This window comes from Microvirga lotononidis, assembly GCF_034627025.1.
Classification (GTDB): domain Bacteria; phylum Pseudomonadota; class Alphaproteobacteria; order Rhizobiales; family Beijerinckiaceae; genus Microvirga; species Microvirga lotononidis.
Genome location: NZ_CP141048.1, coordinates 3,898,872 through 3,924,755 on the forward strand (window position 1 = coordinate 3,898,872; position 25,884 = coordinate 3,924,755).

Here is a 25,884-nt window from a genome sequence, read left to right on the forward strand (position 1 = left end):
ACCAAGGGAGAAGGACGATATGAATCGGCTGCAGGCTCCCGCGGAATCATCGCATGGCGTCCCTCTTCATCGGTCGTCGATGCATTGGCCGTTGATCACCCTCGTGGTCCTGGCTCTTCTCGGTGCGATCTATGTGGCCGAGGCCGTGATTGCTCCATTCGCCTTTGCGCTGTTCCTGATCGCGCTCGTCTGGCCCCTACAGTTCCGGCTTCAGGCCTATATTCCGCGCCTCGTCGCCCTGGCCGTCAGCATCCTGCTGGTCGTGGTCGCGTTCAGCGGCTTCGCCTCTCTCATCGTCTGGTCCTTCGGACGCGTCGGGCGGTGGATCCTGTCCAACCTGGGCCGCTTCCAGGAGCTTTACAACCAGATGTCGTTCTGGCTCGAGGAAAGAGGGGTCGCCGTGGCGAGTCTCTGGGCCGATCACTTCAACATCGGCTGGCTCGTCGGCCTGACGCAGAAGCTTACCAGCCAGGTGAACACCACCCTGAGCTTCTGGCTCGTCGTTCTCGTCTACGTGATCCTCGGCCTCCTGGAGGTCGAGGCGACGGCCAGGAAAGTCAATGCTCTCCCGAACCGCCGCATCGCGCGGGTCCTGCTCGCCGGAAGCGCGGAAACCGGCGTGAAGATCCGGCGCTACATGGTGGTCCGGACCCTGATGAGCATTCTCACGGGTGCGCTCGTCTGGGCCTTCGCGGTGCTGTTCGGGCTGCCGCTCGCTCAGGAATGGGGCGTGATCGCCTTCACGCTGAACTACATCCCGTTCATCGGCCCGTTCATCGCGACGCTGTTTCCGACCCTGCTCGCCATGGTCGAGTTCGACACGTGGCAGGCGGTCATCGTCGTCTTCGCCTGCCTGAACGTCATTCAGTTCGTCGTCGGGAGCTATATCGAGCCGCGCCTGTCGGGCAGCGTTCTCGCCATGTCTCCCTCCGTGGTGCTGTTCTCCATCTTCCTCTGGACATTCCTCTGGGGGATCCCGGGAACCTTCATCGGCCTGCCGATCACGATCGCCGTTCTCACCTTCTGTGCCCAGGATCCGGCGACCCGGTGGCTGGCGATGCTGCTCGGTCCGCCGGAGGAAACGGATCCGCCCATTCCGGACCGGACCCGTCGGGAAGCCTGACCTCGATGCGCTCCGGGGAGGCGAGCTTCAGCGTCCCGCCGCCGACCGAAAGTTCATGCACGAAGAACGAGACGCCGCCGGTCCGTGACGGGCTCATGACCGGCGAGGAGGCGGACACGATCCGCACGCCGCCGCATTGCCCGATCCACTCGGTGTGCCGGTGTCCATGGAACACCACCAGCCGGTCGGCGAAGGGGCGAAGCTGCCCGACGAACCAGGTTCCGTTGATGAGGGCCGTGCCGATGCGCTCGGAGAAGGCTTTCGCGGGCGTGGGATATTCCACGAGATGGTGATGGAGCGCGACGATCCAGCCGGCGCGCGGGTAGAGCTCCATCGCGGCCGCCAGATCCTTCGCGTGGAGGGCCGAGATGAGGCCCAGGGCATTGGTGAAGGAGAAATGCGCCTCCGCGTTCGAGTTGAGGATCACGACGCCCAACCCGTCCTCGGTCGTCGGCGGGGCGATCATGGGAAACACGTCGTCCCAGATCCGCGTCAGCCGCATCGACCGGCGGAGGCCGCCGTCGTCGGCGAAGGCCGCGATGTCGTCCCGATACGGTGCGAGCCGCTCGCTCAAGGTCGTGCCGAGGCGGCCGCTCTCGGTGTCGAAGCAGAAGACCCTGCCGCCGTGCAGGGCTTCCATGATGGAGAGCGTCCGCAACTGACGAAGGCGCTTGCCCGGGCTCGTCGGGAGCTCCAGCCGGGCCGGATTGGCGCGGTCGACGACGTTCACGTCGTGATTGCCGGGAAGGATCAGAAGACGCTCGGCCAGGGCCGGATGATCGGCGACGGCATCCATGAACGCCGCCCATTCGCCGGGCCGGCCCGCATCCGTCATGTCGCCGGTGATCAGGACGAGATCCAGAGGCTCGCGCGCATGAACCGCGTCCAGCCTGTCCAGGACCTGCCTCATCTGCCCGTTGCCCTGCGGTCCCGTCCGGCCGCTTTCGATGCGGAACCCGTAACGCTCCCCGACCGCATGGAGGTCCGACAGATGCGCGACGCGCCAGGTCCGGGCGTCGGGCGGCATGGCGTCGAAGGCCATGAGATCGGAGGGCCGTCCCAGGGCCGCATCGGCCACGGCCCAGACGAGCGCGGCGCCGGTCACGTAGCACCCGACGATGACGGCCGCGTTGGCGAGCGCCGGAACGATCAGGTGGAACGGGGTCAGGAGATCCCACGCGTCGCCGACCCAGCGCGATTCCGGCCATGCGAGAAGCACGAGGCAGCCCGCCAGGGCGCTCACCAGCAGGCCGCCGCACAGGGCGGCGACTGCGTAGAGGCGCGTCAGCCGATGGGGCGGGCGACCCGGGACAAGCTTGCCGGCGATATGCCGCAACCCTTCGCGGAACAGGGTGTAGACGGGCTGGACGGCCAGGGCGTTGAGCGACCAGAAGCTCCGTTCGGCCGCGCGCAGCACGGGCTTGCCCCCGATCCAGGCGAGGGCGCCGAGGCCGGCGAGGATCAAAAGCGGCCAGATGCCGGCCAGCGCGGTCGAGGCCTGCCCGGAGAACGTGGCCGCCCAGCCCAGGACCACCAGGGGCGCAAGCCCCAGGAGGACGGCGGGAAGGCCGATCAGCATGGTCCATGCCAGGATCAGCTTCGGGATGCTGATCTCCGCCAGAAGCCGCCCGCCGATGGCGAAGAGAGAGCGGCTCTTGGTGCTCGCCAGATCGTCCTCCACGTCGCCCCGGCGCGGATCGATCAGGAGAGGCCGCCGAGACGACGAGAGCGGCTCCTGCGTGCTCCCGGTCGCCTGAATGAGCTGGGACTTCGTCGCCATGGCCGTCTCCTGCCGCCCGAAAAGGCCGGCGCGGCCATCATAGGGCCCGCCTGCGGAAAGGAGAATGGCGCCTGACGGATCAGGCGCCCCAGCTCAGGCGCCCCATGTGGCGCAGCGGTCCCGGCCTTCCTGCTTGGCCCGGTACAGGGCCGCATCGGCCCGGGCCACCAGGGCATCCGGGCAGTCCACATCCTCCGGGCCGACGGTCGCGAGCCCGATGCTCGTGGTCAGACGCCCGCCGATGCCGCCCGCATGCGCGATCCGGGCCGAAGCGAGGGAATCCCGGACCGTCCGCGCAACCGCCAGGGCCCCGGCATGGTCGGTATCCGGCAGGATGAGGGCGAATTCCTCGCCGCCATAGCGGGCCGCCAAGTCGTCGGGCCGGCTGACTGTTGCCGCCAGGATCTTGGCGAATTGCCGAAGTGCCTCGTCGCCCGCCGGATGCCCGGCCCGGTCGTTGAGGATCTTGAAGAAGTCGAGGTCCATCAGCAGGAGAGAAAGGGGCTCTCTGGTGCGCTGGAGCCGCCGCCATGCCCGATCGAGGGTCGTGTCGAAGGCGCGCCGGTTCGCCAGGCCGGTCAGGCCGTCGGTCGCGGAGGATCGTTCCAGCTCCCGGTTGAGCCGCCAGAGCTCGAGCTCGTCCACGGCGATCGCCCCGAGATCCTTCAAGGGGGACAGGTCGAACCCGTCGGCGACCTGCGGCTCGCGCTTGAGGATGCACAAAGATGCGACCGCGGCACCGTCATCGGTCAGGAGCGGCACGCCGGCGTAGAAGCGGAAGGGCAGGAGGGGAACGACCGGATGCCCCTCAAGCCGTGAATCGGCCTGCATGTCTCCGATGACCAGGGGTTCTCCCGACGAGATCACGAGCTGGCATACCGATCGCTCCCTCTCGATCCAGGGACCCACGCCTTCCCCCTGGATCGACTTCATCCACTGATAGCGGTCGTCGATGAAGCCGATGAACGCGGCGTCCGCCTTGTAGAACTGGGCAGCCAGGCGGGTGATGCGGTCGAACCGCTCATCCGGAGACGTATCGAGGATCCCGCAGGCAAAGAGGACATCGAGCCGTTCGGCTTCGTTCGGTGGGGGCTGGGGCACGGCAAACACGTTCGATTTCCTGTCAGGGCGCAAGGGAGCTCAGCCGCCGTCTCCTATATCAGCATGGCTTATCGGGCTACTGTGGCTCTGGCGGATCCTGCGGAAAAGAGGATCCGGTTCCGCGCAATTGTATGTCGTCACGCTCAGGCTTCAAGCCTGGCCGTTTCGTCTGTGCCCCTTCCGTGTTCGGCGCGGCGCGCAGGCGCTTGCGATGCAACCGGGCCCGAGCCGCATGTGTTGAAGGGGTGATCCCAGACAGGAGCCCGTTATGGCAGAGACAGTGGCCGATTTCATATGGCAGCGCTTGCAGGAATGGGGCGTGCGCCGGGTCTACGGCTATCCGGGCGACGGCATCGGCGGCCTGATCGGGGCGCTTTCCCGGGTGGAGGATTCCATCGAGTTCGTTCAGGCGCGGCATGAGGAGATGGCCGGGCTGATGGCCTGCGCCGAGGCGAAGTTTACGGGCGAGGTCGGGATCTGCATCGCAACCTCGGGACCCGGGGCCATCCATCTGCTCAACGGCCTCTACGATGCCAAGCTCGATCACCAGCCGGTCCTGGCCCTTGTCGGGCAGCAGGCCCGCACCGTACTCGGGGCTCATTACCAGCAGGACCTAGACCTGCAGACGCTCTTCAAGGACGTGGCCGGCGCCTATGTGGAAACGGCCTCGACGCCGGAGCAGGTGCGGCATCTCATCGACCGGGCCTACCGGATCGCCAAGGCCGAGCGGCGGGTCACCTGCGTGATCCTTCCCAACGACCTCCAGGCCGAGCCGATGGTGCAGCCGGCGCGCGAGCATGGGATGACCCATTCGGGCGTCGGCATCGAGATGTCGCCCGTCGTTCCGGACGCCGAGGCGCTCGGCCGCGCGGCGGAAGTGCTGAATGCGGGCGAGCGCGTTGCGATCCTCGTCGGCGCGGGAGCCCTCGGAGCGACCGACGAGGTCATCGCCGTCGCGGAGCGGCTGGGAGCCGGCGTCGCCAAGGCGCTTCTCGGCAAAGCCGCCGTGCCCGACGACCTGCCGTTCTGCACCGGGTCCATCGGCCTTCTGGGAACGAAGGCGAGCTGGGACCTGATGACGGAGTGCGACACGCTGCTGATGGTCGGATCGAGCTTTCCCTACACGGAATTCCTGCCGAAGGAGGGGCAGGCCCGGGGCGTGCAGATCGACCTCGATGCGGGCATGCTGGGCCTGCGCTATCCCATGGAAGTCAACCTCGTGGGCGATGCGGCCGCCACATTGGCGGCCCTCCTGCCTTTCCTCGACGAAAAAACCGACCGCTCCTGGCGCGACACCATCGCGTCGAACATCGAGGAATCGCGCAGGCAGCTCGCCGGCATGGCCGCCGCTCCGGCCCAGCCGATCAATCCGCAGCGGGTCGCGGCCGAGCTGTCGCCGCGCCTGCCGGACCGCTGCATCGTCACCGCCGACAGCGGCACCACAACCGTGTGGTATGCGCGCGACCTCGCGTTCCGGCGCGGGATGATGGGCTCCGTGTCCGGGACCCTGGCGACCATGGGCTGCGCGGTGCCCTATGCCATTGCGGCGAAATTCGCCCATCCCAACCGTCCTGTGATCGCACTCGTCGGCGACGGTGCCATGCAGATGAACGGCCTCGCGGAACTCATCACCATCGCGAAATACCGCGACCGCTGGGCCGATCCGCGCCTCGTCGTGATGGTGCTGAACAACCGCGACCTCGCCTATGTCACCTGGGAGGAGAGGGTGCAGTCGGGCGATCCCAAATGGGAATCCTCACAGTCATTGCCCGACGTGCCCTATGCGGAATTCGCGAAGTCCATTGGCCTCGACGGCCTTCGCGTGGAGGATCCGGACGAGATCGGCCCGGCTTGGGACCGAGCGCTCGCGGCCGACCGGCCCTTCGTGCTCGACATGGTGACCGACCCGAACGTGCCGCCGCTTCCGCCGCACATCACCCTGAAACAGGCGCGCCACTTCATGGGAGCTCTCGTCAGAGGCGATCCGGATACGGGAAGCGTCCTGGCGAACACGGCACGCGAGATCGTCGGATCGATCCTGCCGTCGAAGGACAAGTCGTAAGCGGCCCCGCCGTTGCCGAGAAAGCCTTAAAGCCCGCTCAGGTCCTGCCGGAGCTGAGCGGGGTCGATGGCGACCTTCAGGATCGTTCCGCCGAAATCCAGGACGAGGACCGGCGTCTCGCCATGACGCTCGATTCGCGTGCTCAAGGGCTGCACCGGCACGCTCTTGAAATGGTTCGGCCCGGCATTCTCGGCAAAGACCCGTGGCGGCTTGCCCTTGTGGGTCCGCACCATCTCGCTGAGCAGATCCGTCATGATGGGCGTGGAATCCACAGCGCTGAGGAGAACTTCGTATTCCCGGTCCGTATCGGTGCGGACACCCAAGGCAATGATCGAACCGTCATTCGATGCCTGGACCCGCCAAGCCTTTGAGCCGATCTTCTTCACCATGCCGCTTCTCCTCAAAACGCTGCCGTCCGGCGGCCAACCGATAGCTCGCACAACAGGCTCCGTGTCAATCCCGGCAGGTGCTCTCCAGTAGGAAAGGAATGGGTCCAACTCCGGCCTTGCAAGGTGTGGCGCTGGCTCACCTCTCCCTGAGGGAGAGGTCGACGCGCGTGAGCGCGGCGGGTGAGGGGTTACAGGTTTATCCGGAGAGCACTTTCCCTCTCACTCTCGCTGCGCCCGACCTCTCCCCGCCCCGCCGGGGAGAGGGGGCGCAGCGCCTTGAGGTGTGCATCTCGAAATCCGAACTATGCCTAAGAAAATATGGAAGCCCGAAGCTTGACTTAAGATCTTTTTAGGCATGCCGTGGGATGAAGGGCCTCTCGTGTCAGGAGTCCCCGATGCCTTTCGGTCTGCGTCCGTTCAGCTCAACCCACGCGAAGGTTCGGGCGCTCGACACGACATTCGCAACGATCACCTTCGACCCCACGGGCCAAATCATTGAGGCGAACGACAGCTTCCTGTCGCTCGTCGGGTATCGCCTCGAGGAGGTGCGCGGCCAGCACCACCGCATCCTGGTCGATCCGGCCGACGTCGAGGCGTCCTCGTATGGCAGGTTCTGGCAGGACCTGCGTCAGGGCCAGCGCCATTCGGCGGAGACCCGGTACCGGTGCAAGGACGGGCGCGCCATCTGGCTTCGGGCGAACTACGTGCCGGCCGTCAACGGAAACGGCGCGGTCACGCAGATCGTCGCATTTGCCACGGACATCACGGCCGAGAGGCTTCGTCAGGCGGATTTCATCGGGCAGATCTCCGCGATCAACCGGTCTCAGGCCGTAATCCATTTCGCGCTCGACGGCACGATCACCGACGCGAACGAGCTCTTCCTTCAGACGATGGGCTATGAGCTCGATGCCGTGAAGGGCAAGCATCATCGCATGTTCGTTTCCGCCGAATACGCCGCCGGTTCCGAGTACGAAGCGCTGTGGCGGAAACTCAATCGCGGCGAGTATCTGTCCGGCGAGTTCAAGCGCCTCGCGAATGGAGGCCGTGAGGTCTGGCTGCAGGCCAGCTACAATCCGATCTTCGACGACGCCGGAAGGCCGTTCAAGATCGTGAAATATGCCTCGGACATCTCGGTTGCCAAGCGGAAAGCCGCCGAGGCGGCCGCTCAGGTCGCCGCAATGGGCCGCTCCCAGGCGGTCATTCACTTCGACATGGACGGCATCATCCTGGACGCGAACCAGAACTTCCTCGACACGATGGGCTATACCCTCGACGAGGTCCGGGGACGGCATCACCGCATGTTCGTGTCGAGCATCTACGCGGCGAGCGCGGAATACGCGAGCTTCTGGGATTCTCTGCGCGCGGGCCGGTATTCGGCGGCCGTCTACCAGCGTGTCGCAAAGGGCGGGCGCGACGTCTGGATTCAGGGCAACTACAACCCCGTTCTCGATGCGGATGGACGCCCCTTCAAGGTGGTCAAGTTCGCAACCGACATCACCCGCAGCATGAATGTCCGTGGCGACGCGATCCAGATGGCCGAGCAGACCCTGGGCAACGTTCAGGCGATTGCGACAGCCGCCGAAGGCATGAACGTCACGGCGGAAGCGATTTCGGGACGGATGCAGGAATCGCGCAATGCGGTCGACGGGATCCATGTGAGGACGCAAGGGGCCGACGCGTCGACGGCCAAACTGCGCGATGCCGCCCAGGCCATGGACGGCGTCGTGCAGGCCATCACGGTCATCGCCGAGAAGATCAACCTCCTGGCCCTGAACGCCACCATCGAGGCGGCGCGCGCGGGCGACGCGGGCCGGGGCTTCGCAGTGGTGGCGAGCGAGGTGAAGAACCTCGCCAACCAGGCCGCGCAGGCGACCGCGCGCATCTCGGGCGAGATCCTGTCGATGCAGACCGTCTCGGGAGACGTGGAGCAGGCGCTCGCCTCGATCAGCGCGGCGGTCACGGAGGTGAGGGGCTTCATCGTCGAAACCGCCGATGCGATCGATCGGCAAAGCGCCGTGACGACCGAAGTCTCGCGCAACATCAAGATCGCCGCCGGGGGCGTGGCCGGCATTGCCCGCAGCCTGGACGAATGGGTCGTCGGCGTGGAGGAGCGCCGTTCGAGCGAGCGCACGCGCGTGAGCCGCCCGGCGCAGATCCGGGTTTCCGGCATCGGCGGCAAGGCTCGGGACATCGCATGCATCATGCTGAACACGTCCGACACGGGCGCGAAGATCAGCGTGGCGACCGCCGATGTGCCGGATCGCTTCGTTCTCAAGGTCGACGGAGACGACACCGCGCGGACCTGCCAGGTCGTGCGCCGGGGCACGGGCGAGCTGGGCGTCCGGTATCTGTGACGCAGCCGCTCGGCGCGCCGTGCGGATCGACACGACGCGCCGAGAGAATTCATCGCTACCGTTCGGCGGACCTGCGCGTGCCGCCGTCGATCTGCTGTCCGATCAGCGCAATGGCCTGCTGGTAGACCGATGCGGCGTTCCAGGCCTGGATCGCCCTGAAATTGGGCTCGCCCGGCTGGTATCCGGCGCCGGCGCGCCAGCCATGCGCCTTCAGGAAATTGGCGGTGGCCTCGAGCGCATCGGCGGTGTTGTCGAGATTGCCGCCCCGGCCGTACTGCAGGATGTTCTTGGGCATGAACTGGGTCTGGCCGATCTCCCCGTGCATGGATCCGCGGGTGCTGCCCGAGAGGACGCCGCGGTCGATCAGCTCCAGGGCGGCGTAGAGCTGGTCGGTGAAGAACTCGGACCGCCGGCAATCATACGCGAGGGTCGCCACCGCCGAGAGCGTGTTCTGGTTGCCGCGCTGGGTTCCGAAGGCCGTCTCCATGCCCCAGATGGCGATCAGCGGGCCCGGCGGGACGCCGTAGCGCTGCTCCAGGGACGCGAAGAGCGAAGCGTTCGACTGCTTGAGCGAGCGCCCGCGCGAGACGATCACCGGCGCGCCGCGCTTGGCCATGAACTGGTCGAGCGAGAGCCGGAAGCTCTTCTGGCCCCGGTCGGCCCGGATGGTGGCGGTCGCGTAATCCGTGTTCATGAGCGCGGAGATCGCCGTCTGGCCGACGCCGTTGGCTTTCGCTTCCTGCGAGAATTCCCGTTTCCAGTTCTCGAACCCGGCCGCGCTGTTGCCGCATTGCGCGGCCTGCGCCGTGTGGGCCATCCCGACGAGCGACGCCAAGGCGGTGAAAGCGGCGATCCTGTACTGCCAGCCCCTGATCATTCGTTTTCCCTTCCGGATCGGTTGCACCGGTTGAATGCTGCCGCATCATCCCGGCCAAGTTGAGGCACAATGGTCAAGCTTCGTAACGCTTAGTCCAGGTTGACGGTTCCCAAGCCGAAGCTCGCCTTGTCGGGCGTGATCCAGACGGCGCCGCCGCCGACCATCATCCCCTTGTCCCGCACGAACACGCTCTCGAAGGTGGATTTGGCGACTGCGTCCCGGATTGCGGCGTTCAGGATCGTCTCCTTCGCGGCGAGCACCTGATCGCGGTTGCGCAGGGTGCGCCTGATCTTGCCCGTGATGCTGAGGGGATAATCGGTCACGCGGGCGATCAGTTCGACGTCACCCGAGCGAAAGGCCGCCTTCACGCGCCGGAAGCCGTAATAGGCCGCGTACGGGTCGAACTTCTGGGATCGGTAGCTCGCCTCGATCTCGGGCGTCAGCTTCGGCCGCGAGAAGCCGGAATCCGGCGTCTTGACCGGCAGGTCGAGGGAGCGGCGCAGTTCCCGCGCCAGCAGGTTCAGGGCCCGGTAACGGTCGTAGAGCGTCTGTAGTTCCGGAGTGCGGCCCGGACCGGTACCGGACGCGAGCGAATCCGTGATGTCCTGCTTGGCGGCTTTCGTGTCGGACGCCGCGTTGCGCCGGTCGCGGGATTTGACCGCGTTCTCGAGCTTCGCGTCGAGCTGGTTGCTGGCGATCCAGAGCCTTTCCTCGACTTCCGCCAGAACCTCCTCGTGCGAGGGCCGGATTGCGGGGCCCCGCGCGAGGTCGGCGGGAAGGTCCTTCATGGCGTCCTGCGGCTTGGGACCGTTCTTCTCGTCGGACGGATACCGGGGATCGATCTTGTAGGTCCGGCCATAGACCTTGACGAAGAAGGGATCCGCCTGGGCCGGAAGGGCGACGGACAGCGCCAGGAAGCAGCCCAACGCTCCGAAGATCCTGGCCGGGAAGCCGCTCATACCGTCCTGGCTCCATGACGGGTGGTCGCAACATCGTACGCCCCGCCGCGCGAATAGGGAATGATGGCACGATAGGGTGTCCAGGGATTGAGGCAGATCAAATGCACGGTTGCGAATGCCCCAAGCCCTCATCCTTCGAGATGCCCGCTGCGCGGGCTCCTCGGGATGAGGTCAGAGTGCGATGAGCCGTCCCCGAAGAGCACTGGCGTTCAAATGCCCCTACCGCCCTTTCCGCCGCGTGGTCCGTGCCGGCGCCCGAAGGCTGTAGCGCTGCATGTCGTTGCGGTCGCGGTTTGCGATCTTGTCCTGCCGCTCGCCGGACAGGACGGCGACGATGTCGTCCCGCACGGCCGGAAAGATCCGGTAGTAATTGTGGCTCTCGAAATCCTGGCTCGGATCGATGGCGTCGCTCACGTCCACGGCCGTGACCTTGTCGCTGATGATCGCCATGTTCTCGGGCCCGTTCACGCCCAGGCGCGGCCCGTTGAACTTGGTCACCGAGCTCAAGGTGGAGAGGATCCAGTCCTTGCCGGTGTGGTACACGGTGACCCGGTTGCCGAGGCGCGGCAGGTAGCGCAGCTCCTTGACGTCCTCGAACGCGTCCTCGTCCTCGTCGGCGGCCGCCAGGACGATCTGCTCGAAGGTCCGGCGCAGGCGGTTGGGATCGGGCGCCTCGGTCGGCAGGGCGACGAGGGCCGGGACCGGGCGTTCCTCCGCGTCCGGCGCGGGCAGGTCGGCCGTGCGGACATATTCGCGCGGCTCGCCCTGGGGCACCTGCATCAGGGCCTGCACGGCATAGCGGAACGCGTAGTTCCCCATGCTGTGGCAGACGAGGTGCAGCGGCTGTCGGCAGACGGCCCGGCGGGGCAGGTTGTCGATGAAGTCGTAGAGGATGCGCATCGTGCGGGCGATGGCGACTCCCGAGCCGCGCGCCGTGCCGCGGTCGTGGAAGTAATCGGTGTAGGGCAGGGGCGTGGGCAGCGGCGTGCCGATGGACGGCCAGGTGAACGAGAACACGTTGGCGTCGATGCCGTAGAAATTCAGAATGCCCGCGGCCCGCTCGATGGCGTCCTGGAAGGTGTTCGAGAATCCGTGGATCACCACGAGGGTCGGCCGCCCGCCATCCTGCATGTCCTGCCGCAGCTTCTCGAAGATGTCGCGGCTGCCCCGCTGGATGCTCGGCCCGATGAGCTGTTCGGGCGCCACGTAGAGCGACCCCGCGATGAAGCTCGAACGCGTGGCCGTGACGCTCGCCTGCGCGGAGCCGAAGCGCACCGCCGTGCCGTCGATGGGCCCGGGCTCCGAACCGAAATCGACGATGGTCTGTCCGCCCCCGTCGGTGAGCGGCATGCGGTTGGTCGCGAAATAGACCGTCACGTTCTGCGCCATGGCCCGTCTCTCCAGCCGGGGCAGTCTGTCACGCTTGAGATACGGTGTCAGCGACAACGGCGGGGTATGGGGTCGCCGCCGGCCCTTGTGTTCCATCGACAATCCCGGATAACTCTGGACCGGACGACGGGAAGGCGGGAGCATGCGGGTCCGGATCGGCTATCAACCTTCGATCACCGCGCTCTTCGTGGCGGTGGTCCTGGCCGTCGGCCTGTCCCTGGTGTTCCTGAGCTTCGAGCGGGCGCGGGCGATCACCCGTTCGGCCGCCTTGTCCTTCATCGACCGCGTCGCGGACCAGACGACGGACCGGGTGGACGGGCAGTTCAAGGACGTGCTCGACATCCTGGCCGTGCTGCGGCAGCTCAAGCCCGTCGAGACCGGCGCGGTCCAGGACAATCCGGAACTCACCGCGATCCTGGCGGCGCTCCTGCGCCAGCATGAACAGCTCTACAATCTCTATGTCGGTTATGCGGACGGCGCCCTCGTCGAACTCGACCTCATCGATCGCGCAGGGCCGGGGCTGCGCGCCCAGCTCAAGCCTCCGGCGGGTGCGGTTTTCCGCCTCACCGTCATCGATACACCGAAGGACGGCGGTCCGAGAAGGCGCTTCACCTCCTACTTGTCGTCCGGTCTCGAGATCCTGTCGCAGGAGGAGCGGGAGGCGGATTACGATCCACGTGTGCGGCCCTGGTATCAGGATGCGTTCAAGCCGGATGCCGGCGCCGTCACGGAGCCTTACGTCTTCGACATCGCCAACCTGATCGGCTACACGGTGCGTGCGCCGTTCACGCGGGGACGGGGCGGGATCGCCGCCGGCGACATCCTGCTCAACGATGCCGAAGCCTTTCTTCGCTCCCAGAAGCTCGGACAATCCGGCGTCGTGTTTCTCTTCGACGACAGCGGAACGGTCGTCGCGCATCCGCGCATGTCGGAATTCCTGTCCACGCAAGGGGCGAATGCTCCGCTCGACCTGCCGCCTCTCGATCGCATGCTGAACGTCGACATCTCTCGCCCCCTGGATGCATGGCAGCGGGGCGGCTCGCCGCAGCAGATCTTCGACGATGCCCACGGGCGCACCTATGTGGCGGCGTTCCGGCCCATCAAGAGCTCCGGCTCATCCGGACTTCGCCTGGCCGTCGTGGCGCCGCTTGACGAATTCTTCGCGGAGATCGAGGAGAGCCGGCAAAATCTCGTTCTGCTTGCGCTCGGCTTCGTTCTCGCCTCGCTCCCGGTCATCGGGGGGATCGGCCTGCTGCTCTCGCGCTCGATGAAGGCGCTCGCGGCCGAAACGGACCGCATCCAGCGATTCGACACCAATGGGCCGGCGCGGGATGTCCGTTCGATCATCCGCGAGATCGACGATCTCGGGCGGTCGGTCTCCACCATGCGGACCGTGGTGCGGACCTTCGCGGCCTTCGTTCCGAAGCGGCTGGTCCAGCAGCTCGTCGCGACCGGCGACGCCCTCCGGCTCGGCGGGTCGCGCCGCGTCGTCACGATCCTGTTCACCGACATCGCCGGTTTCACGCATATCACCGAGAAGGCCGATCCCGAGCAGGTGATGCTTCAGACGTCGCGCTATCTTGCGGCGCTCTCCGCGGTGATCATGGAGCATGGCGGCACGGTGGACAAATTCGTCGGCGATGCGGTCATGGCGATCTGGAATGCCCCTGCGGACGATCCCGATCACGTCGCCAATGCCTGCGCGGCCGCCCTGGCCTGCCGGGAGGCCAACCGGGCGCTCAACGAGGAATTCGAAAAGGAAGGCTGGCCCGCCTATCGGACACGCTACGGCCTCCATACCGGAGAGGCCGTCGTCGGCACCATCGGATCCGCCGACCGCATGGCCTACACCGTCCTCGGCGCAGCCGTGAACCTCGCCGCGCGGCTCGAGCCGCTGAACAAGGATTACGGCACCGAGATCCTGGTCAGCGACGCCGTCCGCGAGCATGTCGCGGACCGCTTCGCGTTCCGGATGGTCGATACGATTCAACCGAAGGGTTTCGAGGCGAAGGTCCGCGTCTATGAACTCTGCGGCGCGTTGGAGGAGCGTGCCGAGGCGCGGTTGGAGGATGGTCAGGGGTGACAGTGATCCACCTCCGCAATCCAACCCGCGACGTCATCACCGGCCTTGTGCCGGTGATCCCGATTGGAAAGGCGCGGCGCTCTTCAGCATCGGGATGGCCGGCACAAGGCCGGCCATGACGTGGTGGGGATGATGACCGCTTGTGTCTTTCGAGAAAGTAGCTCAATTTCAGCTTGTGAAAGTGTATTACGTCTATATCCTCGCAAGCCGACCCGGTGGCGCTCTCTATGTGGGTGTTACCAATGATCTCGCGCGGCGTATATGGGAGCATAAAACCGGACACGGCAGCGATCATGCTCGGCGTTACAGGATTGATCGGCTCGTTTATTACGAAAGCTATCCGAGCATTGCAGATGCCATTCAACGCGAGACATCGATCAAGCGTTGGCCACGGGTTTGGAAGACGAACTTGATCCTTGAGATGAACCCGACTTGGCGTGATCTCTATGAAGAGCTGAACGCCTGATCTTCCTCCCGCGTCATGGCCGGCCTTGTGCCGGCCATCCCGATCCGGTGAGGCTCGGCGCATCAATCCATCGAGATCACCGGCACAGGGCCGGTGATGACGTGGAGCATGGTGGAGCGGGTCTGCTCCACCTTACTCGGAAGGTGTCCTAATTCACCTTCCGCAGCACGGCGTTGCCGTCGTCGAGCAGGTGCTGGGCTGCGTCGGCGATCGACATCTGTCCGAAGGCGACCTGGTCGGCGACCTTGCGCATGACGTTGTTGTCGAACTCGACGGCTCCGACCGGGACCGGCGGCGGGTAGTCGCTCACCTTGTCGGCCAGGAGGTTGACGTAATCGACCGTCGCGCGCTCGACCTCATTCAGGTTCGGCAGGATGGCCTCGCGCACCTTGGGCGACATGGGCACGCCGCGTTCGACGCCGAGGATCTTGCCCGCTTCGACGTCGTTGACGAAGAAGCTGATGAAGGCCGCGGCCTTGTCGGGGTTCTTGCTGGTCGCGCCGATGCTCCAGATCAGGGCCGGCCGATAGTAATGGCCGGATTTCGTGCCGGGGCCGTTCGTCGGCACCATGGTGATCCCGAGCTTGTTCTTGGTGAGAAGCTGGTAGCCGATGAGCTGGTTCGAATAGGTGAGGCCCATGGCTGATTTGCCCAGCGCAAGCGCGTTGCGCTCGATCTGCGACTGGTCGAGCGTCTGCACGTCCGCCGGTACGCAGCCGTTGCGCTTGCGCAGGTCTTCCCAGTAGCTGAACCACTCCTTCGCGTCGTCCACCGTGAAACCGAGCTTGGCGTCTTCCGTGTAAAGCCGCTTGCCGCGCTGGCGCAGCCACACGTCGAACACGTAGTGATAGCGCGCGCCGTAGGGAGCGCCCCAGTAATCGGGACGGCCCACCGCCTTGGTGAGATCGACCGCCATGTCGGCGAACTGCTTCCAGGTGGTCTCGTGGGTCGGGGGCGCGATGCCGGCCTTCTCGAACACCGTCTGGTCATAGAAGAGAGAGAACGAGTTGAGGCCGAGCGCGACGCCCCAAAGCTTGCCGTTCGCCCGGCAGAGATCGACCATCTTGTCGCCGAAGCTCGAAATGTCGAGCTGCTTGCCGACATATTCGTCCATGGCCTTCGCCGCGCCGCGTCCGGCATAATCGGCGAGGCTGCTCGGTTCCAGCTGGAACACGTCGGCGATGTTGCGACCGGCCATCTGCGTGCCGATCTTCGTCCAGTAATCGGCGCCGACGGGCTCGCCGGCGATCTCGATGCCGGTGCGCTCCGTGAAGAGCTTGCCCACCTCCGTGGTGCGCTTCGCGCGGTCCGGCGATCCCCACCAGGTCGCGCGCAGCCTTCCGCCTTCCGTCTGCGCCCAGCTCGCGCCGGGAGCGCCGATGGCTGCGGCGCCACCCAGCGCCAAGGCCGATTTCAATAACGTACGACGATCGAGTTCAGTCTTCATGGCTTCCTCCCATTCGCTTCTCAGGTCGTTCTTCGGCGAGGGAGCGAGAAGCGCGCTCCTCGACGGGTGTCGTTATAGAGATCGGGCGGCGCCGGACGGGCGCTCCCCTGCCTCTTCCAACATTCGGTGAAACACGGCGGCATCGGCGCGGAACTGCTCGGGGCTGTCGTCCCGCACGAATTCCAGCATGGCAAAACGGTCTCCCGGCCAGCGCGTCGCCGGGGCGTTGGACAGGATATCGATCCAGTACGCTCTCTGGTCCGACAAAGGATAGCGCGCCTTGTCCTTGTCCCACGCGAAGACATGCACATGCGATGTCTCGTGGCCGATGGCGCGAAGCTCGTCGAGCGCTTCAGCGAGGGGCAGGCCGGGGCGCGGCTGCCAGTAGAGGAACACGTTCGGATCGTCGATCTCCGCCATGAGCGCCTGCGCGGAGGCGAGATCGTCGGTGAGGGAATTGGGATGGTATTCGAGGCCGAGCGTGACCGAGGCCTCCGCCGCCCGCCGTGCCATGCGCCGGATCAACGCGGCGGTGTGCTTCCGCTCGTCCGCCGAATAGGTCGCGGAATCCCGGTTGCGGACACCGGGCCAGATGCGAATGTTCGGTGCGCCGAGAGCCTGCGCGGTTTCGAGGACCGTCGCGAAGGCTTCGTCATCGTCGCTGGGCGGCGCGATATAGGAGCCGTATGACACGACCGCGAGACCGGCGCTCTCGGTGAGCCGTCGAACATGGCGAGCAAGGTCGAATTGACCGGGAAGAACGTGCACGTCGCCCGCCCATTCGATCCCCTCGATGCCGCATTCGGCCGCGAGCCTGACGATGGTCCTCGGCGCAAGTTTGCGGAACGTGACGGAGCACAGGCCGGGTCTGAACGACGTCATGCCATCGTCTCCAGGGCCTTTGCCGTGATGGCCGAGCGAAGCGGGCGCCCGTCCATGAACCGCTCGATCTCCTCGACGATGTACTCGCCGAGACGCTCGCGCTCGTTGCCGATGGCGCCGGCGATGTGAGGCGTGAGGAACACGTTCGGCAGGTCGTAGAGCGCGGAGGATTTCTCCGGCACTTCCGGAAAGGTGACGTCGATGATCGCATCGATGCGGCCGGTGCGCAGTTCGTCGATGAGATCGTCCTGTTCGACGATGATGCCGCGGGCCGTGTTGATGAACGTGGCGCCGTCGCGCATGAGCGCCAGGTGCCTGCGGTCGATCATGCCCTGCGTCGACGGAAGGGCGGGGGCATGAATCGACACCACGTCCGAGCGCCGCATCAGGTCGTCGAGCGAAACGCTCTCGACCCTGAGCGCGGCGGCCTCGGACGCGTCGACATAAGGATCGTGAAGAAGAACGCGGAACGCGAACGGCTTCAGGAGCTCGATGACGCGTCGTCCGATGCGCGAGGCGCCGACGATGCCGATGGTGCGGTGGAAATTCCCGAGCGGCTGTGCGGTCATGGGGAATGTGCGCGAGCGGTTGCGGTCCGCGCAGTAGATGTCGCGGAAGCGGAACACCTGCTTGTTGGCGAAGAGGATCGCCGCCAGGGTGAACTCGGCCACCGGGACGGCATTGGCCTCGGCCGCGTGCGTGACCGCGATCCCTGCCTCGATCACATCCGCCGACAGGAACCCCTTCACCGTCCCGGCCGCATGAGCGATCAGCCGCAGATTCGGCGCCAGCTCCAGAATGTCGCGACCGATGGCCGGGCAGCCCCAGCCGGTGACCAGGATCTCCGTCTGCCGGAGGATCTCCAGGGCGTGACCTTGCGTAAATGTCCGCAGCGGCTCCGGCGACAGGATCGTGCCCGAGCGGGCCAGCCGGTCCAGCAGGGGCGGGGTGAGGACGCCTTCCGTACGGACAGGGTCCATGGCGAATGCAATTTTTTGCAAGCCGGTCATTCGCCCATTCTCCAGGCCAGGGCGCCGACCCGACGGCCGTCCCGCCTTATGGCAGCCTCCAGCTCTTCGATTGCCGGTGCGGGTGGAAGGTCCTTCCAAATCCGCGCCGCATCGAACCGATCGGTCAACGCAACGGCAGCCGTCAGCAGAATCGTTTCGCCGCTTGGGATATCGCCCCGCAGCTGCGGCACGAAGGTCTTCGGGTGGAGAAGATTCGTGTTGGGAGGGGCTTTCAACCCGATACCACGCCTCTCGATCGTCGAGCCGAGATCCGCGATTCCGCTGAAATCCTCCGCGCCGATCACCAGTGCGGTTCCGTTCCGTTCGTCGATCCGTTCCAGCTTCCGGTAGGCATCGGCGCGCGGGATCGCGAAGCCCCCCTCGGCGGTGCTCAAGGGACGCGGCGTCCTGATCCGGTGGACCCGGACATGCCAGGGGGACGCGGGCAGGAGCCAGGTCTCGACCTCGACGTCGGACCAAGGACGCCAGCGGGCATAGAGCACATTCCCGGCGATGCGGGCGTCCTCGTTCGTCTCGCGTACCCGGAAATGCCGGCCGTCGTCGCTGAAGGCGAGCATCCCGTCCAGGGCAGCGCCCTCGAAGATCCGCTCGTCGCTCTCGACGCTGAAGGCATAGCGGGAGGAATAGGCGAACTTGGCGTATTTCTCGCTCCCGAACCGCATCTGGAGGTTTTCCTGACCGGACGACAGCGCGATCACGTTCCCGGGCGTGTGCATCATCACCATGCCGGGCTGCGGCTGCGGCGACGGCTCGGGGAACGCCGGCGCGGGCGCTTCCTCGGCGGTCCAGAACGGATGCGAAGCCGGCAGCGCCAGCGGGAGGAAGGCCTTGAAGGCCCAATAGGGCGAACCCGCCGAGTTGTAGTTTTCCGACATGAGCAGGTTGGCATAGCCGAACCCGACCGTGAGCACGCCGCTCCTGTCCGTGATGGGGAGCTTCGCCCACCAGCGCAGGTGCCGGAGATAATAGCCCTTCACCTCGCCCCAGGGCAGAGCCTCCTCGTCGGCGAAGGCGAGCGCGGCCCAGAAACCCGCGCAGGCGAAACGATACGTCATGCTGCGGCCGAAGACGAGCGCGCCGCCGTCCTCCGCGAACCAGTGCCGGATGTTCGGCGCGAACAGGCGCGCCCAGTCCCGGAACCGGCGCTTGCGCTCCTCGTCGGAGGTCGCAAGGGCCGCATAGATCAGCCCGTAGAAGTGCATCGCGAAGGGGATGTAGTGATCGACTCGGGGCACGTTGCCGTCGCGGTACCACCCGTCCCCGAGATAGAAGGATTCCAGCTCCCGGAGGTATTGCTCGGTGATGGAACGGTCGAACTCGACCCCGGCCTGTTCCAGGCCGAGATCGATCATGACCCGGAAGAATTTCCAGTTGTTGTCGGCGAATTCGTGCGGCCGCGCCTCCAGCAGGTAGATCGCGACGTTCTTCTTCGCCCGTTCGTCCAGGGGCTCCCAGAGATGCTGGGGAACGAGGCGAAGCGCAAAGCCCAGGGCTGCCAGCTCGACCATCCGCTGATCGCGGTCGGTGACCTTGCCCCAGTATTCGGGATGCTCCGGATCCGTCCCGTTGGCGAGCCCCTTCGCGTAGAGCGGCCAATGGGGAAAGTCTCCGCCGCCCGCGGCGTAGGGCGCCAAGCCCCAGAGCGGCCGCGCGAAACCTTCGAGATCCGCGGCCGCCTGATCGAAATGCGCCGCCGTGGCGCTGAGGCTCACCCGGGCGCCGCCTTCCGAGAAGGCGGGCAGGAGCGGGGCGAAGAGGTCCAGAAGCGCCTTCTCGACGTCGGCTCTAGTCCGGAGCGGGTTGCCGGTCAGGGGAGAGGCATGAACGGGGACGTAGGTCATGCCGAGATCTCCCTGCCTTCGGGCTTCTTGCCGCGAGACTGCAAGGTCGCCCCTTCGACCAGTCTGACGGCCAGCTCCACCTTGCGCGGCTCCGCGCTCGGGTCGGCGATCCGCCGCTGCATGAGGTAATAGGCCTCCTGTCCGATCGCCTCCCGGTCCACATGCATGGTGGTCAGGCGCGGCATGGTCATGGCCGCGCAGGGCAGGTCGTCGAAGCCCATCACGGCGAAATCCTGGGGGATGGACAGGTGATGGTTGGTGAGCGCCTCCATGACGCCGACCGCCATCATGTCGTTCATGCAGAAGACCGCCGTAAAGCCCTGGTCCTCGAGGAGGACCGCCTCCATGGCCTCGCAGGCCTCCGTGCTGGTCCGGGACGCGGAGGGCAGCTGGACGATGCGCGCGGTTACGCCATTCTTCGCAGCCGCCGCCTCGAAGCCCCGGACGCGCTCGCGGATGGTATGCCGGTGGGACATGGTGAAATGCAGGATCCGGCGATGGCCTGCATCGATGAGATGCTGGGTCGCCAGTCGGGCGCCGTAGAAATTGGCCGGAGATACGCAATCGAACTGCAGGTTCGGGTCGTTGCCGTTGACCCAGACCGCCGGGAGCCTGGACCCGAGGAGCCAGTCGCACAGATCCTCCGGCGGGTCGATGCCGACCAGGAAAATCCCGGTGGCGTCGGTCTCCGACAGGGTCTGCTCGAGCTCGGAAACTTTGAGAGAGGAGGAGCGGACCAGCCGGGGCAGGAGAGTGGCGCCCGAACGGGCCGCCGCGCCCCGGAGGCCGCTGAGAATGCCCTCATAGAAGACCCCGAGGCCTCCGGTCGCATGATCGACCGGGATGAGCGCCACCGACCGCTGGTTCTGCGGCTGGACCGCCGGCACCGGGCGGATGCTGTAGCCGAGTTCGGACGCGATCCGGATCACCTGATCGCGGACATTCGTGCTGATGCCCGGCTCGTTCGCAAGAACGCGGGAGACGGTGCTCACCGAGACACCGGCGAAGCGGGCGATATCCGTCTGGCGCGGACGTCGGCTGAGGCTCACTCTCGTCATATCCTCCCACCTTTTCTCGTTGCATGAATTTGTTGCGCAGAGGGGCGAGAGTTGCAATCCTCACGCAAATGCAAATTTTTGCATTATTGGCTGATACATTTGCGTGGACGACATGCCGATTGTGCCAAGAAATCTTCCAAAAGATTCAGTTTCTTAGCGTCTAAACCCGGCGACCTTGGTTCCCATGAACGCTGCTACGACGATCACCAGGCTGCCAGCAACAAGAGACAGCGTCGGGACGATTCCGAAATAGAGATAATCGGCGATCGAAGAGAACACGATCACCACATAGCTGAGCGGAGCCAGGATGCTCGCTTCTGCCAGCTGGTGAGAGCGGAGGAAGCAGAACTGGCCGACCTGGGCCAGTGCGCCGATGACGAGGAAGGTGGGCAGGTCATTCAGGCCAGGGGACACCCAGACGAACGCTGCCGGGACGGCCGTCAGGACGGCGAGGCCGATGGTATAGAACACCATGAGGACGACGGCGTGCTCTCCGGTGAGCCGACGGGTCTGGATAACGCTGAAGGAGCCGAACAGGACCATCCCCAGAGCCGCCAGAAGGCCCCAATCCCAGCTCATCGAACCCGGCTTCACGATGAACAGCACGCTCGCGAAGCAGACGGCGGACGATATCCAATGCCGTCGGAGAATGCGCTCACCCAACAGAACGGCGGCAAATCCAAGAATGACGAAGGGGCGGGTGAAGCCGATCACGGTGACCAGGGTCAGGGGCAGGGCGGCCGTGGCGGCATAGTTGCAGCTCAGGGACACGGTGCTGCAAAGGACCCGTCCGATATGACCTTTCATCTGCCGGCTGTTGAACACGTCCGACCGATAGCGCCAGATGAGCGGGGCTATGAGCAGAAGCCCGACGATGGCGCGAAAGAAGACGAGCTGAATCGCGGGAAACGTCGCGCCGGCCTGCTTGATCACGCCCATCGCGATGACGACCAGCACCATATCGGCGAAGGCAAAGGCCGCCCCCTGTCGGTTGGCGACGTGCCGGTCTTTCGCATCGGTGGGAAGAATCATGGGCAGGGTCCGACCCGGGCAGGCTCCGCGTGAAGCCCGCCGATCCGGTCAGTCTCGACCGATGCCCTTAATAATGCATTATAAGTTGCAACAAACGGCCGTTGCAGTCAGCGTTCAAGGGTCCCGGCGCTCGACGATTGTGTATTCGGCGTCGATGATATCGTCCTGAGGGCGCGACTGAGCACGGCGCATCTGGCGCCGGAGGTAGAAATACAGGGCCGCGCCGCCCACGAACAGGACAGGAAGCACGACGAAAAGGCCGACCAGTACGATCGCCAGCATGGCGATGCCTGCCGCTGCCAGGGCCAGCAGCCTCACGAGAAGGGTTAGGAAGCCGCTGCTACGCGGGGGCGTCGGCCGTGAGCGGAAAACAACGTATTCCACGATGGATCCTCCAAATGCGGGAGCGCTCGTCGGCGCATGAGCAAAATGAGGTGTCCGACATCGCGAGCGGCGACCCGCCCGCCAGAGGGTCCCGGACCCCTAGGCCCGGCTAATGTGGGTGGAGAATTGGGCAGATGCAAGACACGGGAAAACAATAGGCCGACGTCTGCCGGCGCGATTTGATGCAGGGCCCTGCGCCTTCCAACGCTCGCGGTCAAATTAGTGTAATAGAAACATCGTTTCTCGATGTGATCTCCGGGTTCTGGTGCGCAGAGCGTTCTCCTCGCGCTCAGGTCCTGAAGTGGATGCATGAATTCGTCGACGTGATTGAAACAATATCCGTTACAGGATGAGGTTATTGTCTTGAAGCGGTGCATTGTGTCCCCGGCGAAAACGCACGCCCGGCTTGCAATGTCTCTGGGATATCTCGTTTAATAGCGAGACGTTGCGATGGTGAGGCGGTGCGGGACTGAGGGCTATCGATGAATTGTCCACGCTGTGCGCAACCTGCTCCGGCCAATGCGCGGTTCTGCAGCCAGTGTGGAGCGCCTCTCGCGCCGCATGCGCCTACGGCAAGCGTTCATGCGTCGGAACCAACCGGCACGGAAGAGTTCAAGCCGGTCACGATTCTCTTTGCGGATATCGTCGCTTCCACGGAGCTGGTGTCGAAGCTCGATCCCGAGCAGGCGATGAGGCGTCTGGCGCCGGCCGTCATGCTCATGCGGCGAGAGGCGGAGCGCTTCGGTGGAACCCTCATCCACAGCCTGGGCGACGGCATCATGGCGCTCTTCGGTGCGCCGCATGTCCAGGAGGGGCATGCCTTGCTGGCGTGTCAGGCTGCCCTGGCCATCCAGGCCGAGATCAAAGGCCTGCTCGGAGCGACGGCGGTCCGGCTCGGCCTGCACTCCGGCCTGATCGTGTCCGAGACGAGATTTTCCTGGCCGGTCAACGAACGGGAGGCGTACGGCGTCGCGATTCATATCGCCAGTCGGGTGCAATCCCTGGCAGAGCCGGGGACGATCTATCTCAGCGAGGATTGCTACCAGCTCGTCGACCGGTTCTGCTCGGCCAAACCGGTCGGGCGCCGCTCTCTCCGGGGCTTGCCGGGCGACATAAGCGTCTATGAACTCCTGGGCTTTCAGCCTTCGTCGTCCGAGACGCTCTTCAAGGACCCCAATCTGACGCTCTTCCAGGCCCGCGAGCGCGAGATGACGGAGCTGGAAGCGTCCTTCCAGGCTGCCTTGCGTGGCGAAAGCCACATCGTGGGGATATGCGGATCGGCCGGCAGCGGAAAGTCGAGACTTTGCTACGAATTCGCCCAGCGATGCCGAAGGGATCGGATCCCGGTCGTCGAGGTCAGGGCTCAGCCCTATGGCAAGTCGGCGCCGATCCAGACCATTCTCGAAGTCGTGCGGCTTCTGCTCGGAGTTTCCTCGAGTGATGAGCCCGCTCTGGCCCGGAGATTGGTGGAGGATCGACTGGAGAATCTTGGCTCTCCTCCCGAGGACGCGCTGCCGATCCTGTACGATTTTCTGGGCATCGCCGAAGGCGGTCCGGAACAGGCCGTGACCCCGAAGATGCGCCATGCCGCGCTTCTGGATATCATCTCCTGGTTGGTCCGCAGCCGGGCCTCCGAGCCGATTGTCATCATCCTGGAAGACCTTCATTGGCTGGACGAAGCGAGCGAGAGTTTCCTGGAGGCCCTCTGCGGTTCTATTGCGGGATCCCATGCCCTCATGGTCGTCAACTTCAGGCCTACGTACCAGGCTTCATGGATGCGAAGGGACGATTTTCATCGCCTGGAGCTGAACGATCTCGATCGCTCTCAGATCGACCAGTTCATTTCTTCGGTGATCGGGAGCCATGCGGATTTGGCGGAGATCCGAAACCGCATTGCCGAACGGTCGGGCGGGAATCCCTTTTTTGCCGAGGAGATCATTCATTCCTTGATCGAAGGCGAAGTCCTGATCGGCAAAGCCGGAGATTACCGTCTCGGGGGCGAGATCAAGGACAATCCGCTTCCAGTCACCCTCCAGGCCGTCATCGGCGAGCGCATCGACAGGCTTTCTCCCTTCGAACGAACGATCCTGCAGATGGCATCCGTTATCGGAAAAGAGGTGCCGTATGCCGTCTTGGGAGCCGTCAGCGCGCAGGAATTGACCGCTGAAATCGAGCCGGCGCTTATCAGGTTATGTGCGGTCGAGTTGCTGCAGGACCAGGACAGGCCGGATGGGCGCTATTATTCCTTTCGCCATCCGCTCATTCAGGAAGTGGCCTATTCGAGCCAGTTGAAGTCCCGCCGGAGCAGGCTTCACGCCTTCGTGGCTCCTGCTCTGGCCGACTATTATGCGGAGCGACACGACGAGGTGGCGGGCCTCATCAGCTTTCACTACGAGGCGGCGGGCATCCTCTCGAAGGCTGCGGAATATGCCCGCAAGGCGGCCGAATGGATTGGCTCGATGCATCCGGCTCAGGCGATCAGGCAATGGCAGGTCGTGCGCCGCCTCGTCCATGCCCAAAGCCGATCCGTGAGGGATAATGCCCTGCTCATCCTTGCGAGCGCTCAAATCGCATGGCTCGGATGGCGGGAGGGAATGGGGGCCAAGGACGCCGCTCCTTACATCCAGGAAGCTCTATCTGTCGCGAAAAAAACCGATGACACGATGGTTCCCTTGCTTCTGTTCGTGGAAGCCAGGATCAGCGGTGCGAGCGGCGGAGCGGCGGATCATTACGTCGCTCGTGTCACGGATGCTCTGGCGATACTGGACAATGCGGCCGATCAAAGCCGGGCGGCGACCCTCTATGCCTCGCTGAGCCAGGCCTATGGCTGGGCGGGCCTTTTCAAGGAGGCACTCGAGGCCAACGACCGTGCCCTTTCCCTGCTGCAGCATGTGCAGGATTTCGAGAACCGGTTCCTGGGTTACAGCGTCGAGCATTGGACGCTCAGCCTGCGAGCGAGGATCCTGATCCATCTCAATCGGATCGACGAGGGGCGGGCATGGCTCGACCATATGCTCGGGATCGAGGATGGGCGGATCGACCCGACCGTTCAGTTCATCAGCCATCTCGGCTATGTGGACCTCGCTTGGCTCTCGGGCGATCCGGACCTCGCTCTACGGCACGCGACGCGCGTGAGCCAACTCGCAGAGCGCCATGGCACCCCTTACCTGAAAGTCTTCGCTTATGCCTGCGGCGCGATGGCCAAAGGTCTCGCAGGCGACGCTCTGGGAGCCATCCACGAGTTCGAAGAGGGGGTGAACTTCATGCATTCCGCAAGGGCGGCGCTGGATTACGAACCGGACATGATGGCCGGTTTGGCCGAATGCCAGGCACAAGCGGGTCAATATGGCGAGGCTCTTCTGACCGCCGAGCGTACGATTAGCTTGTCCCGGGATCGGGCGACCCGTCTCCCCGAGTGCCGTGCCTTGATCGTTGCAGGGGAGGCCATGATCGTATGGCGTGGAAAGGAGAGCAGACAGGACGCCCTTCATCTCTTTGAACAGGCGGAGGCCCTGATTCGAGTGACAGGAGCGACCGTTCTCGAACCCCGGCTGCGAGCCGCGCGGGACAGGCTGCTCATCAGTGGCTCCTTGGAGGAAACCATTTTCGGGAGCACCTCCCGATGA

19 protein-coding genes are annotated in these 25,884 nt (G+C 65.1%); 6 read left to right on the forward strand and 13 right to left on the reverse strand.

From position 1 onward, the window contains the following. Nucleotides 1-79: 79 nt before the first annotated feature. A complete protein-coding gene (locus U0023_RS18485; RefSeq protein WP_040639405.1) occupies nt 80-1,123 on the forward strand; it encodes an AI-2E family transporter in 1,044 nt (347 codons plus the stop codon). Here the strand turns inward: U0023_RS18485 and U0023_RS18490 are convergent. Together U0023_RS18490 and U0023_RS18495 are read right to left on the reverse strand one after the other, a co-directional pair. Then, nucleotides 1,017-2,903 (reverse strand): metallophosphoesterase family protein, encoded by a 1,887-nt coding sequence (locus tag U0023_RS18490; RefSeq protein WP_009492441.1) that lies wholly within the window; start codon nt 2,901-2,903, stop codon nt 1,017-1,019. The two genes, U0023_RS18485 and U0023_RS18490, sit on opposite strands and share 107 nt — an antisense overlap. A gap of 93 nt (nt 2,904-2,996) precedes the next feature. Continuing rightward, entirely contained in the window at nt 2,997-4,013 is a 1,017-nt protein-coding gene (locus U0023_RS18495) for a sensor domain-containing diguanylate cyclase (RefSeq protein ID WP_009492443.1), read from the reverse strand. Nucleotides 4,014-4,272: 259 nt separating this feature from the next. Between U0023_RS18495 and U0023_RS18500 the strand changes: the two genes are divergently transcribed. Continuing rightward, nucleotides 4,273-6,066 (forward strand): thiamine pyrophosphate-requiring protein, encoded by a 1,794-nt coding sequence (locus tag U0023_RS18500; protein WP_009492445.1) that lies wholly within the window; start codon nt 4,273-4,275, stop codon nt 6,064-6,066. A gap of 26 nt (nt 6,067-6,092) precedes the next feature. Here the strand turns inward: U0023_RS18500 and U0023_RS18505 are convergent, their stop codons facing one another. Then, nucleotides 6,093-6,455 carry a hypothetical protein gene (locus U0023_RS18505; protein WP_009492447.1) on the reverse strand — a complete coding sequence of 121 codons (363 nt, stop codon included), beginning with the start codon at nt 6,453-6,455 and terminating at the stop codon, nt 6,093-6,095. Between the two features lie 395 nt (nt 6,456-6,850). On the opposite strand from U0023_RS18505, the gene U0023_RS18510 reads away from it, so the two are divergent. Next, the gene (locus tag U0023_RS18510) at nt 6,851-8,809 is read left to right on the forward strand and encodes a methyl-accepting chemotaxis protein (protein WP_009492451.1); all 1,959 of its coding nucleotides are present in this window, start codon (nt 6,851-6,853) and stop codon (nt 8,807-8,809) included. A gap of 55 nt (nt 8,810-8,864) precedes the next feature. Here U0023_RS18510 and U0023_RS18515 read toward each other — a convergent pair whose 3' ends face one another. The 3 genes from U0023_RS18515 to U0023_RS18525 form a co-directional block, all read right to left on the reverse strand. Further along, the gene (locus U0023_RS18515; protein WP_009492453.1) at nt 8,865-9,686 is read right to left on the reverse strand and encodes a lytic murein transglycosylase; all 822 of its coding nucleotides are present in this window, start codon (nt 9,684-9,686) and stop codon (nt 8,865-8,867) included. A gap of 89 nt (nt 9,687-9,775) precedes the next feature. Next, nucleotides 9,776-10,645, reverse strand: a complete 870-nt coding sequence (locus tag U0023_RS18520; protein WP_009492455.1) for an SPFH domain-containing protein — start codon at nt 10,643-10,645, stop codon at nt 9,776-9,778. Nucleotides 10,646-10,864: 219 nt separating this feature from the next. Continuing rightward, nucleotides 10,865-12,034 (reverse strand): alpha/beta fold hydrolase, encoded by a 1,170-nt coding sequence (locus U0023_RS18525; RefSeq protein ID WP_040639246.1) that lies wholly within the window; start codon nt 12,032-12,034, stop codon nt 10,865-10,867. Nucleotides 12,035-12,176: 142 nt separating this feature from the next. On the opposite strand from U0023_RS18525, the gene U0023_RS18530 reads away from it, so the two are divergent. Together U0023_RS18530 and U0023_RS18535 are read left to right on the forward strand one after the other, a co-directional pair. Then, nucleotides 12,177-14,117 carry an adenylate/guanylate cyclase domain-containing protein gene (locus U0023_RS18530; protein WP_009492459.1) on the forward strand — a complete coding sequence of 647 codons (1,941 nt, stop codon included), beginning with the start codon at nt 12,177-12,179 and terminating at the stop codon, nt 14,115-14,117. 142 nt (nt 14,118-14,259) lie between these two features. After that, entirely contained in the window at nt 14,260-14,583 is a 324-nt protein-coding gene (locus tag U0023_RS18535) for a GIY-YIG nuclease family protein (protein WP_245273078.1), read from the forward strand. 148 nt (nt 14,584-14,731) lie between these two features. Here U0023_RS18535 and U0023_RS18540 read toward each other — a convergent pair whose 3' ends face one another. The 7 genes from U0023_RS18540 to U0023_RS18570 all read right to left on the reverse strand — a co-directional run bounded on the left by U0023_RS18540 (nt 14,732) and on the right by U0023_RS18570 (nt 22,258). Continuing rightward, nucleotides 14,732-16,030, reverse strand: coding sequence for an ABC transporter substrate-binding protein (locus U0023_RS18540; RefSeq protein WP_009492463.1), 1,299 nt, complete (start codon nt 16,028-16,030; stop codon nt 14,732-14,734). A 72-nt stretch (nt 16,031-16,102) separates the two neighbouring features. Further along, complete coding sequence (locus U0023_RS18545; RefSeq protein ID WP_009492465.1) at nt 16,103-16,912, reverse strand: sugar phosphate isomerase/epimerase family protein; 810 nt, start codon at nt 16,910-16,912, stop codon at nt 16,103-16,105. Further along, nucleotides 16,909-17,922, reverse strand: a complete 1,014-nt coding sequence (locus U0023_RS18550; RefSeq protein WP_009492467.1) for a hydroxyacid dehydrogenase — start codon at nt 17,920-17,922, stop codon at nt 16,909-16,911. Before U0023_RS18550 ends, U0023_RS18545 begins: the two co-directional genes overlap by 4 nt. Next, nucleotides 17,919-19,784, reverse strand: a complete 1,866-nt coding sequence (locus U0023_RS18555; protein ID WP_009492469.1) for a DUF2264 domain-containing protein — start codon at nt 19,782-19,784, stop codon at nt 17,919-17,921. Before U0023_RS18555 ends, U0023_RS18550 begins: the two co-directional genes overlap by 4 nt. Next, nucleotides 19,781-20,842 (reverse strand): LacI family DNA-binding transcriptional regulator, encoded by a 1,062-nt coding sequence (locus U0023_RS18560; protein ID WP_009492471.1) that lies wholly within the window; start codon nt 20,840-20,842, stop codon nt 19,781-19,783. Before U0023_RS18560 ends, U0023_RS18555 begins: the two co-directional genes overlap by 4 nt. 153 nt (nt 20,843-20,995) lie before the next feature. Beyond that, the gene (locus U0023_RS18565; RefSeq protein ID WP_009492473.1) at nt 20,996-21,874 is read right to left on the reverse strand and encodes a DMT family transporter; all 879 of its coding nucleotides are present in this window, start codon (nt 21,872-21,874) and stop codon (nt 20,996-20,998) included. Nucleotides 21,875-21,988: 114 nt separating this feature from the next. Further along, on the reverse strand, nt 21,989-22,258 hold the full coding sequence (locus U0023_RS18570) for a hypothetical protein (protein WP_009492474.1): 270 nt from the start codon (nt 22,256-22,258) through the stop codon (nt 21,989-21,991). A gap of 482 nt (nt 22,259-22,740) precedes the next feature. Between U0023_RS18570 and U0023_RS18575 the strand changes: the two genes are divergently transcribed. After that, nucleotides 22,741-25,884 carry an ATP-binding protein gene (locus tag U0023_RS18575; protein ID WP_009492476.1) on the forward strand — a complete coding sequence of 1,048 codons (3,144 nt, stop codon included), beginning with the start codon at nt 22,741-22,743 and terminating at the stop codon, nt 25,882-25,884.

Excerpts from the sequence above, each read along its gene's own strand:
- U0023_RS18485 (WP_040639405.1), top strand. The coding sequence starts at position 80 with ATGCATTGGCCGTTGATCACCCTCGTGGTCCTGGCTCTTCTCGGTGCG.
- U0023_RS18490 (WP_009492441.1), bottom strand. The coding sequence starts at position 2,903 with ATGGCGACGAAGTCCCAGCTCATTCAGGCGACCGGGAGCACGCAGGAG.
- U0023_RS18500 (WP_009492445.1), top strand. The coding sequence starts at position 4,273 with ATGGCAGAGACAGTGGCCGATTTCATATGGCAGCGCTTGCAGGAATGG.
- U0023_RS18505 (WP_009492447.1), bottom strand. The coding sequence starts at position 6,455 with ATGGTGAAGAAGATCGGCTCAAAGGCTTGGCGGGTCCAGGCATCGAAT.
- U0023_RS18510 (WP_009492451.1), top strand. The coding sequence starts at position 6,851 with ATGCCTTTCGGTCTGCGTCCGTTCAGCTCAACCCACGCGAAGGTTCGG.
- U0023_RS18515 (WP_009492453.1), bottom strand. The coding sequence starts at position 9,686 with ATGATCAGGGGCTGGCAGTACAGGATCGCCGCTTTCACCGCCTTGGCG.
- U0023_RS18520 (WP_009492455.1), bottom strand. The coding sequence starts at position 10,645 with ATGAGCGGCTTCCCGGCCAGGATCTTCGGAGCGTTGGGCTGCTTCCTG.
- U0023_RS18525 (WP_040639246.1), bottom strand. The coding sequence starts at position 12,034 with ATGGCGCAGAACGTGACGGTCTATTTCGCGACCAACCGCATGCCGCTC.
- U0023_RS18530 (WP_009492459.1), top strand. The coding sequence starts at position 12,177 with ATGCGGGTCCGGATCGGCTATCAACCTTCGATCACCGCGCTCTTCGTG.
- U0023_RS18540 (WP_009492463.1), bottom strand. The coding sequence starts at position 16,030 with ATGAAGACTGAACTCGATCGTCGTACGTTATTGAAATCGGCCTTGGCG.
- U0023_RS18545 (WP_009492465.1), bottom strand. The coding sequence starts at position 16,912 with ATGACGTCGTTCAGACCCGGCCTGTGCTCCGTCACGTTCCGCAAACTT.
- U0023_RS18550 (WP_009492467.1), bottom strand. The coding sequence starts at position 17,922 with ATGACCGGCTTGCAAAAAATTGCATTCGCCATGGACCCTGTCCGTACG.
- U0023_RS18555 (WP_009492469.1), bottom strand. The coding sequence starts at position 19,784 with ATGACCTACGTCCCCGTTCATGCCTCTCCCCTGACCGGCAACCCGCTC.
- U0023_RS18560 (WP_009492471.1), bottom strand. The coding sequence starts at position 20,842 with ATGACGAGAGTGAGCCTCAGCCGACGTCCGCGCCAGACGGATATCGCC.
- U0023_RS18565 (WP_009492473.1), bottom strand. The coding sequence starts at position 21,874 with ATGATTCTTCCCACCGATGCGAAAGACCGGCACGTCGCCAACCGACAG.
- U0023_RS18575 (WP_009492476.1), top strand. The coding sequence starts at position 22,741 with ATGAATTGTCCACGCTGTGCGCAACCTGCTCCGGCCAATGCGCGGTTC.